Below are 12,221 nucleotides of genomic sequence, written 5' to 3' on the forward strand. Positions count from 1 at the left end.
GCCGTAAATACAAGCGGATTTGGTGAATTAGCCCTACTTCTGGAGATACTCATGAACAGCACACGTCTACTCTTCACGCCTCTCGCCGCCGCGATCTTGCTGGCAGGCACCGCCCAGGCATATGAACTGATCCGAGAAGACACCACTTATAGCGTCGAGGATGAGACGTTCGCCGGCTATTTCGCCCCGGCGGACGGTGATTCCCGCGGCACTGTGCTGATCATTCACGACTGGGACGGGCTCGACGATTACGAGCGCCTGCGTGCCGACATGCTTGCCGAACATGGCTTTGATGCCTTTGCGCTGGATCTTTTCGGCCAGGGCAACCGCCCCGAAGCCCTGGAAGACAAGCAGGCAGCCACCAACCGCCTGTACGAGGACCGCGAGCGCATGCGCCAGCTGATCCTCGCCGGGCTTGAAGAGGCCCGTGCCCAGGGTGCAAGTGAAGAAACGGTGGTGATCGGCTATTGCTTTGGCGGCGCCGCCGCGCTGGAATTTGCCCGCTGGGGGGAAGCCGAGGACATTCAGGGCTACGCCAGTTTTCACGGCGGGCTGGATACCCCAGAAGGCCAGCAATACGCCAGCGACACCCCGCCAATCCTGATTGCGCATGGCGGCGCCGACAGCATGATAAGCATGCAGGACGTGGCACAGCTGGCCAATGAACTGGAAGCGGCGGAGGTGACCTACGAGATCGGCGTCTACTCAGGGGCGCCGCACGCCTTCAGCGTCTTCGGCAGCGACGCCTATCACGAACGCGCCGACCATCGCTCCTGGGACGCCTTCATGGTATTTCTGGACGACTTCCTGGCAGAAGGAGTCCGATAGTTCTTCTTGAATAGCTCCGTTTGAGAGTCTCGTTTCAGCGCAAGACGTTGGCGAGAATATCCACCACCACCCGCGTCGCGGCATCGATCAGGATCACATCGGTGCCGACGCGCTCCCATTCGTAGCCGGGATACTGCGGCAACTCTTCCGCTACCCTGCCATCAAAGCGCTTGGCGATACCCGGAGGCAGCGGCTTGCCACGTTCGAGATTCTTGCGAATCCCCGGGGGCAAGCTGTCCATACGGTGAATATCGTGGCGCTGCAACACACGGCGCACTTGGCGTTCATCGATATAGGGGAGGCTTTGTTCAATTGAATAGCGGGGCTCGGAGTAATAGCGCTCGGAAGAACGCGATTCAGACTGGCCTTTTTCATAACGATCATGACGATCATGACGTGAATCAGCCTTGCCCTTGTCACGCGCCCCGTTAGCCTGGGCGTGTTCCGGCGGCTGAGCAGTGACGGCGGCACTCAGCACCAGGGCGCAAAACACTAATCCACTCATCCAGACGGTTTTAATTTTCATCACGGGCTCCTTGAGCGTTGCTAGAGCATTGAGTGTAAGCCGCTATTGTGCAGGGAGTAAGGAAATAAAAAAGGACCCGTAGGCCCTTTTATTATTCCAGCTAACCATACAACAAGGCTATTTATTATGGAGCTGTGTTTTCACAACTTCTTACAGCTGCATCTGGGTTTACCGCTGACACGCATTCCCAGCCACCATCTACGGTATAATTATAAGTCGCAGTGCCAACTACAACAGTATCTAAAGTCTCGCCAGATTTTTCAACACCATCATCACCAAAGGTGTAAATCATGGAAGCTGAAGGGGCAGTTCCATCAGTAGGATAGGTAATTATCGCAGGATCAGTTGCTATTGACCCATATTCACCCGTGACTCTGAGATCATCAGCGTCAAGATCTCGTCCGCTATAAAGAGCCTCTTCTACAGCCACTTTTGCACCACCCATCAATGAATGGGCTTCAGAAAACTGTGCTCTTGCTATGTAATTCTGATACTGCGGAATGGCGATGGACGCCAGCACACCGATAATCGCAATCACGACCATCAGCTCGATCAGGGTGAAACCGCCCTGGCGGCTGTTTTGAATTTTTCTGGTTTGGGTGTTGCGCATGGCAAAGCTCCTGGAGCGAGGGAAATAAATCAAGGCTGCATGGGCTATGCAACGTTAGATCGGTGATAATTACAATAGCTTACGCTTAGTTAATTCTCAAGCAATTTTCTTACGCCTAACTTCAAGTTATCGACTGACGCTGCCCAGCCTTTGCAAGGCCAGGAAACCACGCATGCCGTGTCGATAGGATCAGGAGTATGGTACAAGGTGCCTACAAAAACGCTTAAGTGTTTCAAGGTGCCGAATGAGCCATCCTACCTACGAATCCACTCTCAGCCATGCCGCGGCGCGCGGTGGGTTGCGCGGCATTGCCCAGCGCCTGGTCAAGCATGAGCTGCTCACCGATGCCCAGGCCGCGACAGCCGAAGCCACTGCCCTTGCGCAGGATATTTCCCTGCTGCAGTACCTGATCGAAAGTGGAAAAGTAGACCCTGCGGCGGCGGCGGTGGCGGCAGGCTGGGAGTACGGCCTGCCGGTCATCGACCTGAATGCCCTGCGCCTGGATGCCCTGCCCCCCGCGGCGGATTATCCCACCAAGGTACTGCAGCACCTGAATGCGTTGCCGCTGGCGCGCCATGGGCACCGCCTGACCGTGGCGGTGCCCTACCCGGCCACCCTGACCCACCTGGATGAACTGCAGTTCGCCACCGGCCTGAGTGTGGAAGGCGTGCTGGCGCCGGTGGACCAGTTGGCCACGGTCCTGGAAAGCTACCTGGCGCAGAATGAACGCAACATGTTCAACGACCTGGAAGGCGTGGACGACGCCATCGGCGCGTTGGACGTGGTACAGGATGCCCTGGACAATGAAGTGCCCCTGGAAGACGCCCAGCAGGACAACGATGACGCCCCCATCGTCAAGTTCGTCAACAAGGTTCTGCTGGACGCCATCCGCCGGGGTGCCTCGGACATTCATTTCGAGCCCTACGAGACCTATTGCCGGGTGCGCTTTCGGGTAGACGGCATATTGCTCGAAGTCGCCCGGCCGCCGTTCGGCATGCGCAACCGGATTGCGGCACGCCTGAAGATCATGGCGCGGCTGGATATTTCCGAACGCCGCCTGCCCCAGGATGGCGCGATCAAGCTCAAGCTTTCGCGCACCCGCTCGCTGGACTTTCGCGTCAATTCGCTGCCCACGGTGTATGGCGAAAAGCTGGTACTGCGGATTCTCGACCCCGCTGCCGCTCAGCTGGGTATCGAGCAACTGGGGTTTAGCGATGCCCAGCGCGGCTATTACGAAACCGCGCTCAAACAACCCCAGGGCATGATTCTGGTCACCGGCCCCACGGGGAGCGGCAAGACCGTTTCGCTGTATACCGGCATCAATATTCTCAACCAGATAGAACGCAACATCTGTACCGCGGAAGACCCGGTGGAAATCAAGGTGACCGGGGTCAACCAGGTCAATGTGCTGCCCAAGATCGGGCTGGATTTCGCCAGCGCCCTGCGCGCCTTTCTACGCCAGGACCCGGACGTGGTCATGGTGGGGGAAATTCGCGATCTCGAGACCGCCGAAATCGCGGTCAAGGCGGCCCAGACCGGCCATTTGGTACTTTCCACCGTCCACACCAATTCGGCCGCGGAAACCCTGACCCGCCTGGCCAACATGGGGGTTTCCTCCTTCAATATCGCCAGCGCCGTGAGCCTGATCATCGCCCAGCGCCTGGCTCGCAAGCTGTGCAAGCACTGCAAGGAGGCGGTTGAAATCCCCCATGAAGCCTTGGAAAAACAGGGCTTTACCCCGGAAGAAATCACCAGTGCCACCATCTACAAGCCGGTGGGCTGCAAGCACTGCACCCAAGGCTACAAGGGCCGCGTGGGGATTTACGAAGTCGTGCCGATCACCGACAGCATGCGCCAACTGGTCATGCGCGATGCCAATTCCTTTGAGATCGACGTCCAGGCGCGCCAGGAAGGCTACCCCAGCCTGCACCGCAGCGGGCTGTTGAAGGTCATGCAGGGCATCACCAGCCTGGAAGAAGTCAACCGGGTCAGCAAGGAGTAACCCACATGGCCAAACGCAAACGCACGGCACCCATCAAGCTGTATCGTTGGAAGTGGTCGGGCATGGGGCCGACCAATCGCACTATCAGCGGCGAAATGGTCGGGCGCAGCAAGGCGGAAGTCAGTGCCGAACTCAAGAGCCAGCACATCGCGGTACGCAAGCTACGCAAGAAAGGTAGCCTGGGAGGGGGTGGGAGCATCAATCCCAAGGATGTGATGGTGTTCGCCCGCCAGATGGCCACCATGATTCGGTCGGGTATTCCGTTGCTGCAGGCCTTTGAAGTGGTGGCGCAGAGCTTGAAAAAGCCCGCCATGGCCTCCTTGGTGCAGCAGATGATGAGCGAGGTTTCCGGCGGGTCGAGTTTTTCGGATGCCTTGCGCCGTCATCCGAAACAGTTCGACCGCTTGTTCGTCAACCTGGTCGAGGCCGGCGAACAAGCCGGCGCCCTGGACAAGATGCTCGACCGGGTGGCCATCTACAAGGAAAAGGTCGAGTCGCTCAAGGCCAGGGTCAAGAAAGCGCTCTGGTACCCCGCGGCCGTGATGTGCGTTGGCATGGGCGTGACCCTGCTGCTGTTGATCAAGGTGGTGCCGCAATTCGAAAGCATGTTCAACAGTTTCGGGGCGGAGTTGCCGGCCTTGACGCAAATGACGGTCAACCTGTCCGAGATGGCCCAAGCCTATTGGCTGCATGCCTTCGGCGCGCTGTTCGCCTTTATCATGCTGCTGCGCGAAGGGGTCAAACGCTCCCCCAGGCTGGCGTACCAAATGGACGCGCTGTTGCTGCACCTGCCGGTGGTCGGCGATATACTGGACAAGTCGGCGGTTGCGCGCTTTTCGCGTACCCTGGCGACCACCTTTGCCGCCGGTGTGCCCTTGGTGGAAGGCCTGGATACCTCGGCAGGGGCGACCGGCAACAAGGTGTATGAGCGGGCGGTTCAGCAGATACGCAGTGACGTGGCGACCGGCCAGCAACTGCATTTTTCCATGCGCATGACCAATCAATTCCCTGCGCTGGCAGTACAGATGGTGAGTATCGGCGAAGAAGCCGGTTCGCTGGACGCGATGCTCAACCGGGTGGCGGATTACTACGAAGAAGAAGTCGACAACAAGGTCGATGCCCTGACTTCCTTGATGGAACCCATCATCATCGTGGTGCTGGGCGTATTGGTGGGTGGCGTCGTGGTGGCGATGTACCTGCCGATCTTCGAGATGGGCTCGGTGATGTAAGCGTCACTATTGAATTTTTTCATAAAAGGCATATGGATGGATTACCCTTCGCTTATCTTGTGGCCCCTGGTGGGCGTACTGGGGCTGTGTTTCGGCAGCTTTCTGAATGTGGTGATAACCCGCCTGCCGGTCATGCTGATGCAAGCCTGGCGCGCCGAGGCGCGTGACGCCCTGGCCCTGGAGGAGGAGCCCCAGGCCACCTTCAACCTGGCGACGCCGGCATCCATGTGCCCGGGCTGTGAAGCCCCCATCGCCTGGCACGACAATATCCCCCTGCTGGGCTGGCTGAAACGCCGCGGGCGCTGTGCCCACTGCGACACCCCCATCAGCATCCAGTATCCGCTGGTCGAGCTGGCCGGCACCATCCTGGCGATTGCCGTGGTGGCGCTGCACGGCGTGACGCTTGAAAGCGGGTTTATCTATGCCGCCTGCATGACGCTGCTGGTGCTGGCCGTCATCGATTTTCGCACTCAGCTGCTGCCGGATATTCTCACCCTGCCCCTGCTCTGGGCCGGGTTCATCTACCAGTTAAGCTTTCAGCCTTTCATGCTGACCTCGGCGGTGATCGGTGCCATGGCGGGCTATCTAGCGCTGTGGAGCTTCTTCTGGCTGTTCAAGCTGGCGACCGGCAAGGAAGGGATGGGCTATGGCGACTTCAAATTACTCGCGGCACTGGGGGCCTGGCTGGGCTGGTCCTACCTGCCGCTGATTCTGGTGCTCTCGGCGGGCCTGGGCGCTATCATTGGCATCATCGTCCAGCTGGCCTTGCCGCGCTTGCGCGGTGCACCCATGCCCTTCGGCCCCTACCTGGCATTGTCCGGCTGGGTGGCCTTGCTGGTCGGTGAAGAGTTGATGGCCGTTTATGCAGGGGTACTGTATTGAAAACTGCTGATAAGAACCGACAGGAGCGCTCGATGATTATCGGTCTGACCGGCGGTATCGCCTCGGGAAAGTCCACCGTGGTGCGCGCCTTTGAATCGCTGGGCGTCCCCTGGGTGGATGCCGATGACGTCGCCCGAGAAGTGGTTCAACCGGGAGAGCCGGCCCTCGAAGCAATTGCCGAACGTTTCGGGACTTCCGTGCTCCAAGAGAATGGCAGCCTCGATCGGCGTAAACTACGCGACATCATCTTCAACGACCCCGAGCAGCGTCTGTGGCTCGAGTCGGTCACCCATCCCCGGGTACGCGAGCGCTTGCTTGAGCACCTGGCGAGGCTTCAAGCCTCCCAGCCAGCCTACGTGATGCTGGTCTCGCCCTTGTTGTTCGAATCCGGCCAGGATGCCCTGGTGGATCGCTGCGTGGTGGTCGATGTCCCCGAGGCGCTACAGCTTCAACGCACCCAGGCGCGCGATGATGTCAGTGAATCTCAGGTCCGGGCGATTCTTGCCGTACAACTATCTCGCCAGGAACGTCTTTCCAGAGCCGACGATGTGATCGACAATAGTCGCAGTGAGGCTGAAATGCGTGAGCAGGTCGCTCAGCTCGACCGACGCTACCGAGAGCTGTCCCAGCCCTGAATTATTTCACTTGCCTGTTTTTCACCGGAGTCTAGATGTCCATTCCCGCCAACGACACACCCTTTGAAGTCGCCTGTCCCCAATGTGGTAACAAGGTTGCCTGGCAGGCGCAAAGTCTCTACCGGCCCTTTTGCAGCAAGCGTTGCCAGCTGCTGGATCTGGGTGCCTGGGCAGAAGAGTCTCACCGCATCCATGGCGAATCGGCCATGGATGAAGCGGATATCGAGACACTGCTGGCTCAGGCTGACCGCGATGCCCCCCTGTCCTGAATCGACCCCTAGAATCCGGATACCCGCTCCCTGAGCCTACTGACCGATCGAGACGCCGCGACCATGCCCGAGATGCCTCCCGCCAGCTACCGCCTTCTGGCCGAATTGGAAGCGGCGTTTGATACGTTACTCGCGCAGCTGGAACAGGTGGTAATCACCTTCGAGCGCAGTGACTGCCCCGCCTGGGCCTTTGCCGAACCCGTCGCGGATGCCGCCTGGCTCAGGCAGGCATTGATGGACATGTGGCATGAAGAAGGCCAGGATGGCAGGGAGACGCGCAATTACATTGGCTTGATTGCTGCCGATGCGCCATTGATCGAGGAAGTCGTCAAGGCCAACCAGGCCAAGGCCAGAATCAGCGACCTCTTGCAGCGCATCAAACAAACCACACCGCACGCCTTGAGTGAAGCGAAGGCACTGTTACCCCAGCGCCATCCGCAGGTTAATAGCCTGCTGCGTCGCGGTGGGCTTGCCAAGCTGCATCTCAAGCAATGCTGGAGACAGTTGCCGGTGGCTCAGGCGCCGGTCGCCCGCGTAAGGCTCGCCTGGTATTCCAGCGGACGCTCGATCAAGCGCTTGAGCGTTCAAGAGGCAGAGGCAAAGCTGCTTCAGCTGGACACGCAAGCCGCTCATGTGCAGATCCAGTTGCGTAAGCTTGCAGGATTACCCAGCCAGGAAATACTCGCCCAGGTACAGGCCCAGGCACCCTTGATGCGGGCCAACCTGTTCTATGTGGAGCCTCTGGAAGACGGTCATACCCGCCGGGCACTCAATGTCGCACTTCCCTTGTTTGTGCCTGCACCGGAACAACGCCTGCCGGATTACAACATTCCTCCGGCCCACCCACCCAGCCAGCGCACCCGCGCCCGTCGTCGTGACGAAAAACTCGAAGACGATGCCTTCCTTCCCAGCCTACGTGCTTATCGTTACCGGCAACCAAGCATTTAGCCCTTCATTTGCATAGGCCGAAACGCAGCAGCGTATCAAGCAACTGCTTGACGCTTTCTCCGGACTGTTGATATTCGCTCATCAAGGCCTCCAGGCGCTGCTGAAACTGCTCTTCGCGTTGCGCTTGGCGCTTCTCGACCTCTAGCTCTTTATCGTCATCCTCCAACGTCTGGAGCGATCTCACTGGGGGGCCGGTCGGGATATTAAACGAATTATTGGGGTCGTCGAGCTGGCGCAGCGCTTCTCCGAACGCATCATCGAGTTCGCGAAACCGGCGCAGCTTGTCGCGCTCATCCAACACTTTGTGGGCTTTTTGATATTTCATTGACGTCCAATTAACACCCTATCGTAAGACCATTAAAACAAAACTGTGCCCAAACGCTTATACAGCCTAATTAAACTTGCCTTCATGCTTTATTATCAGCATAAAGGCAGCATCTTTTTTTGCTTGAAGTAGGAAACCGTTTTTTTTAACCGCTTGCAAGCAGGTTCACAACAAAAACGCTACATGAATTGACGAAAAATACGCCGAGCTCATCTACCGCATCATTGGATGAGACCTAGCTACGCAATTGCATCAATGGCACCGGGAAGGTGCCTGCAGGCTTGTGCCACACCTCGCCTGCATAACTCAGCACAGAAGGCTAGATAATGTTCAATGCCATGGTAAGAGCTGAAATCTGGCTGCAAGAGAACCTGGATAAGCCACTGGGGATTGAAGCCTTGGCGGAACATCTAGGGTATTCTCCCTCACAGGTACGCCGTCAATTTCGGCAATGCTTTCATACATCACCTAATGCCTATCGGGAAAAACGCCGTCTTGAACGTGCTACCGTTCTGCTGGCCTTTACCCTGAAAAATATAGCGCAGATTGCACATTATTGCGGCTACTCCAATCATTCTTCCTTTTCCCGGGCATTTCAGCGCCAGCATGGCGTAAGTCCTCGCAATTTCCGCCATGCTCTACGACGCAACTTGAGCCAGGAGCTTTACGCCCCCGCCACGTCGATCGGCTACACACCTCCGGTCGATTGTATCACTTCAATTGAAAAGTCCGCGGCAAGGCAAACGGTCATGATGCGTCTCTATCAACCCCTGGAGCAAATAGAAGGGCTCGGCAATAGCGCCCGACATGCGGACAATCTGGAGAGCCTCACCTCTCGCCTGGCCTCTGCCACACCGATTGTGGCGCTACCGGATGCACTGGCCGCCAAGGTTGGCGAACTGGAAGGTTTAATGGGTAATGCTTACCCTACCCCCGCTGCACGTACAGATGTCGGGCTGTACTTGAACAGCGACCAAACAGCTTCCGATATGGCCTTGCCCATACCTTATCGACGTCTTGACCTGGGTTCACATTACTACGCAAAAACGGTTTATCAGAAGACAGAGCATTTTCATCATGTTCTTAATCAAGTGCTTTACCAGTTAGTGCTGGGCAAGGTGACTCCTCTTCAAATCAGCGGGGAGCCACCTCAGATTCTTTGGTATCCGGACCACCTTGAGTTAAGAATCCCCCTGGTGGAAGAACACAAATTAGAAGGCATTGACTGAATGCGCCAAAGTGCCTGAACCTCTAAACATGAATCTACAATACGGATTTTTCAAACAAGCCACTGTGCCGACACCCTTACTGGCAAGGGTGTTCGATTAGAGCAGCTATCAGTCTTCCATACGGACCAACCAGGATTCCACGGTCTCATCACCGTATTGATCCTTCCAGCTGCGCAGCCCCTTGTGATTTCCACCGCGAGTTTCAATTATCTCACCGGTATGAGGATTCTTGTAAATCTTCAGACGACGCTTACGCCGACCAGTGGCTGGAGCGCCAGTCGCTTTGGTAGCGGCACGATCAGTGCTGGGGTCCAGCAACGCAATAACGTCAGCGGCACTTTTCTCGAATTCGTCCATTAGCGCTTCGAGACGCTCTTTAAATTCGAGCTCGCCTTTCAGACGTTGATCGCCTTCCAGGCGCTGAAGCTCTTCCTGCAACTGCTTTAGTTGCTGTTCTTTTTGGATATATTCATTGAGAAGTGACATGGAATGTTCCTTAGTTGGATAAAAATAGGGCAGGGCTTATAAGTCAGCAGCTAGTGGCCGGAAGATAGAAATGGCGGCCATCTACCCGCCAAGAAACTCAGAAACACGCTTTAGCTCGGAGAATACGGTGTTATTATTCCTGCAATTGCTTCAATAGACAACAGGCTAGTTAATTTTTTATGAACTTTTAAGATTAAAAATCGTTAAAAGCTTTTCTCTTACTTGACGATAGATTATTTAAATACAATGGAAGGATGCAGAGATCAGAACACGTTTCTTCGTTAAATTTAGATATCTTGCTGCTAATCCAGAAAAAATCCATAAGAATCCAGTTAAAAGACCCCATCAAAAAAGCGCCGCCTTTTCAGGCGGCGCTTCTACAGCACGTGACTCAGCGGCGAATCAAACCAATCAGTCTTGGCCCATCTGCTGCTTGATCAACTCACCGATGGTGGTCGGACCACCACCCGTTTCCGGCTCTTGATCGCGAACCTTCTTCAGATTCTGTCGCGTGTCATCCTGCTCTTTGGCCTTGATAGACAGATTGATCTGACGGTTCTTGCGATCCACTCCGACAATGCGAGCTTCAACGCTGTCGCCTTCGTTCAGGACATTACGCGCGTCTTCGACACGGTCTGCGCTGATTTCAGACGCCTTGAGTACCGCCACGACATCAGTCGCCAGCTCCACTTGCGCTTCCTTGGCATCAACTTCAATGATACGGCCAGTCACGAGACTGCCTTTATCATTGACTGCCAGGAATTCGGCAACCGGGTCTGTGTCCATCTGCTTGATACCCAGGGAGATACGCTCACGCTCCGGGTCGATAGACAGGATAACCGCTTCAGCTTCGTCGCCCTTCTTGAAGTGGCGCACGGCTTCTTCACCGGTTTCCGTCCAAGAGATGTCGGACAGGTGAACCAAACCGTCGATGCCGCCTTCCAGACCGATGAAGATACCGAAGTCAGTGATCGACTTGATGGTACCGGAAACACGGTCGCCCTTGTTGTACTCGGTGTTGAAGGTTTCCCAAGGATTAGCGGTGCACTGCTTGATGCCCAGGGAGATACGACGACGCTCTTCGTCGATATCCAGCACCATGACGTCGACGTCATCGCCCACTTGAACGACTTTCGACGGATGGATGTTCTTGTTGGTCCAGTCCATTTCAGAGACGTGAACCAGGCCTTCGACACCTTCTTCCAGCTCGGCAAAGCAGCCGTAGTCGGTAAGATTGGTGACCTTGGCGTGCACCTTGGTGCTTTCCGGATAACGTGCCTTGATGTTGACCCACGGATCTTCGCCCAGTTGCTTCAAGCCCAGTGATACGCGATTGCGTTCACGATCGAACTTGAGCACCTTGACATTGATCTCGTCGCCGACAGCCACGATTTCGGACGGATGCTTGATGCGCTTCCAGGCCATATCGGTGATGTGCAGCAGGCCGTCGACGCCACCCAGATCCACGAACGCGCCGTAGTCGGTGAGGTTCTTGACGATACCCTTGATCTGCTGACCTTCCTGAAGCGTCGCCAGCAGCGCTTCGCGTTCTGCACTGTTCTCGGCTTCGAGAACGGCGCGACGCGAAACCACCACGTTATTACGCTTGGGATCGAGCTTGATGACCTTGAAATCGAGCTCTTTGTTTTCCAGGTGGGCCGTGTCGCGCACCGGACGCACATCGACCAGAGAGCCCGGCAGGAAAGCACGAATAGAGTCGACCTCGACAGTAAAGCCACCTTTGACTTTGCCGTTGATCACGCCCTTGATGATTTCGTCTTTCTCGAAGGCTGCTTCCAGGATCTTCCACGCTTCGGCGCGCTTGGCCTTTTCGCGTGACAAACGCGTTTCGCCGAAGCCATCTTCCACGGCTTCCAGCGCAACGTGCACTTCGTCACCGATGGCAATGTTCAGCTCGCCATTTTCATCGCGGAATTGTGAAGCGGGGATCTGGCCTTCGGATTTCAGACCGGCATTGACAGTAACCCAATCGCCGTCAATGTCCACAACCTGGGCCAAAACGATGGCGCCCGGCTCCATGTTGATGTCGTTAAGAGACTGTTCAAACAGTTCAGCAAAGCTTTCGCTCATGGTGTTCCTACGTGATCAACGTTGTTGAGGCATTAATGCCTTCTCCGCACCACCAGCAAGTGCGGGCCTATGTGCTCTGCCTTCGGGGATGTTAACGCTGGTTCGACCTGACCGGGCTCACGGATGATGTGATAGTAGTGCCCTGCCACGTCATGACATCT

At 56.4% G+C, this 12,221-nt stretch carries 13 protein-coding genes; 8 read left to right on the plus strand and 5 right to left on the minus strand.

Translation table 11 applies throughout. From position 1 onward, the window contains the following. Positions 1–51 precede the first annotated feature (51 nt). A complete protein-coding gene (locus GPM19_RS00325; RefSeq protein WP_160416910.1) occupies positions 52–828 on the plus strand; it encodes a dienelactone hydrolase family protein in 777 nt (258 codons plus the stop codon). 34 nt (positions 829–862) lie between these two features. Here GPM19_RS00325 and GPM19_RS00330 read toward each other — a convergent pair whose 3' ends face one another. Together GPM19_RS00330 and GPM19_RS00335 are read right to left on the minus strand one after the other, a co-directional pair. Continuing rightward, complete coding sequence (locus tag GPM19_RS00330) at positions 863–1,354, minus strand: anti-virulence regulator CigR family protein (RefSeq protein WP_160416911.1); 492 nt, start codon at positions 1,352–1,354, stop codon at positions 863–865. 124 nt (positions 1,355–1,478) lie between these two features. Then, entirely contained in the window at positions 1,479–1,964 is a 486-nt protein-coding gene (locus GPM19_RS00335; protein WP_160416912.1) for a pilin, read from the minus strand. 244 nt (positions 1,965–2,208) lie between these two features. On the opposite strand from GPM19_RS00335, the gene pilB reads away from it, so the two are divergent. The 6 genes from pilB to GPM19_RS00365 all read left to right on the plus strand — a co-directional run bounded on the left by pilB (position 2,209) and on the right by GPM19_RS00365 (position 7,929). Then, positions 2,209–3,966 carry a type IV-A pilus assembly ATPase PilB gene (gene pilB, locus GPM19_RS00340; protein ID WP_160416913.1) on the plus strand — a complete coding sequence of 586 codons (1,758 nt, stop codon included), beginning with the start codon at positions 2,209–2,211 and terminating at the stop codon, positions 3,964–3,966. Positions 3,967–3,971: 5 nt separating this feature from the next. Beyond that, positions 3,972–5,195, plus strand: a complete 1,224-nt coding sequence (locus GPM19_RS00345; RefSeq protein WP_160416914.1) for a type II secretion system F family protein — start codon at positions 3,972–3,974, stop codon at positions 5,193–5,195. Positions 5,196–5,231: 36 nt separating this feature from the next. Then, positions 5,232–6,077, plus strand: coding sequence for a prepilin peptidase (locus GPM19_RS00350; protein ID WP_160416915.1), 846 nt, complete (start codon positions 5,232–5,234; stop codon positions 6,075–6,077). 32 nt (positions 6,078–6,109) lie between these two features. Next, positions 6,110–6,712, plus strand: a complete 603-nt coding sequence (gene coaE / locus GPM19_RS00355) for a dephospho-CoA kinase (protein WP_160416916.1) — start codon at positions 6,110–6,112, stop codon at positions 6,710–6,712. 35 nt (positions 6,713–6,747) lie between these two features. After that, positions 6,748–6,981, plus strand: coding sequence for a DNA gyrase inhibitor YacG (gene yacG, locus GPM19_RS00360; RefSeq protein ID WP_160416917.1), 234 nt, complete (start codon positions 6,748–6,750; stop codon positions 6,979–6,981). A gap of 63 nt (positions 6,982–7,044) precedes the next feature. After that, positions 7,045–7,929 carry a DNA replication terminus site-binding protein gene (locus GPM19_RS00365; protein ID WP_160416918.1) on the plus strand — a complete coding sequence of 295 codons (885 nt, stop codon included), beginning with the start codon at positions 7,045–7,047 and terminating at the stop codon, positions 7,927–7,929. A gap of 4 nt (positions 7,930–7,933) precedes the next feature. On the opposite strand, the gene GPM19_RS00370 is transcribed toward GPM19_RS00365, so the two are convergent. Further along, on the minus strand, positions 7,934–8,254 hold the full coding sequence (locus GPM19_RS00370; protein ID WP_160416919.1) for a hypothetical protein: 321 nt from the start codon (positions 8,252–8,254) through the stop codon (positions 7,934–7,936). A gap of 326 nt (positions 8,255–8,580) precedes the next feature. Here GPM19_RS00370 and GPM19_RS00375 point away from each other — a divergent pair, with 326 nt between their 5' ends. Further along, entirely contained in the window at positions 8,581–9,483 is a 903-nt protein-coding gene (locus tag GPM19_RS00375) for a helix-turn-helix transcriptional regulator (RefSeq protein WP_160416920.1), read from the plus strand. A 108-nt stretch (positions 9,484–9,591) separates the two neighbouring features. On the opposite strand, the gene GPM19_RS00380 is transcribed toward GPM19_RS00375, so the two are convergent. Beyond that, positions 9,592–9,969 carry a histone-like nucleoid-structuring protein, MvaT/MvaU family gene (locus GPM19_RS00380; RefSeq protein ID WP_160416921.1) on the minus strand — a complete coding sequence of 126 codons (378 nt, stop codon included), beginning with the start codon at positions 9,967–9,969 and terminating at the stop codon, positions 9,592–9,594. Positions 9,970–10,380: 411 nt separating this feature from the next. Then, positions 10,381–12,060 (minus strand): 30S ribosomal protein S1, encoded by a 1,680-nt coding sequence (rpsA, locus tag GPM19_RS00385; RefSeq protein WP_160416922.1) that lies wholly within the window; start codon positions 12,058–12,060, stop codon positions 10,381–10,383. Positions 12,061–12,221: the final 161 nt, after the last annotated feature.

The organism is Vreelandella zhuhanensis (genome assembly GCF_009793355.1).
GTDB classification, from domain to species: domain Bacteria; phylum Pseudomonadota; class Gammaproteobacteria; order Pseudomonadales; family Halomonadaceae; genus Vreelandella; species Vreelandella zhuhanensis.

Coding starts and splice junctions, on each gene's coding strand:
- GPM19_RS00350 (WP_160416915.1), top strand. CDS start 5,232: ATGGATTACCCTTCGCTTATCTTGTGGCCCCTGGTGGGCGTACTGGGG.
- GPM19_RS00345 (WP_160416914.1), top strand. CDS start 3,972: ATGGCCAAACGCAAACGCACGGCACCCATCAAGCTGTATCGTTGGAAG.
- GPM19_RS00335 (WP_160416912.1), bottom strand. CDS start 1,964: ATGCGCAACACCCAAACCAGAAAAATTCAAAACAGCCGCCAGGGCGGT.
- GPM19_RS00325 (WP_160416910.1), top strand. CDS start 52: ATGAACAGCACACGTCTACTCTTCACGCCTCTCGCCGCCGCGATCTTG.
- GPM19_RS00330 (WP_160416911.1), bottom strand. CDS start 1,354: ATGAAAATTAAAACCGTCTGGATGAGTGGATTAGTGTTTTGCGCCCTG.
- coaE (WP_160416916.1), top strand. CDS start 6,110: ATGATTATCGGTCTGACCGGCGGTATCGCCTCGGGAAAGTCCACCGTG.
- yacG (WP_160416917.1), top strand. CDS start 6,748: ATGTCCATTCCCGCCAACGACACACCCTTTGAAGTCGCCTGTCCCCAA.
- pilB (WP_160416913.1), top strand. CDS start 2,209: ATGAGCCATCCTACCTACGAATCCACTCTCAGCCATGCCGCGGCGCGC.
- GPM19_RS00375 (WP_160416920.1), top strand. CDS start 8,581: ATGTTCAATGCCATGGTAAGAGCTGAAATCTGGCTGCAAGAGAACCTG.
- GPM19_RS00370 (WP_160416919.1), bottom strand. CDS start 8,254: ATGAAATATCAAAAAGCCCACAAAGTGTTGGATGAGCGCGACAAGCTG.
- GPM19_RS00365 (WP_160416918.1), top strand. CDS start 7,045: ATGCCCGAGATGCCTCCCGCCAGCTACCGCCTTCTGGCCGAATTGGAA.
- rpsA (WP_160416922.1), bottom strand. CDS start 12,060: ATGAGCGAAAGCTTTGCTGAACTGTTTGAACAGTCTCTTAACGACATC.
- GPM19_RS00380 (WP_160416921.1), bottom strand. CDS start 9,969: ATGTCACTTCTCAATGAATATATCCAAAAAGAACAGCAACTAAAGCAG.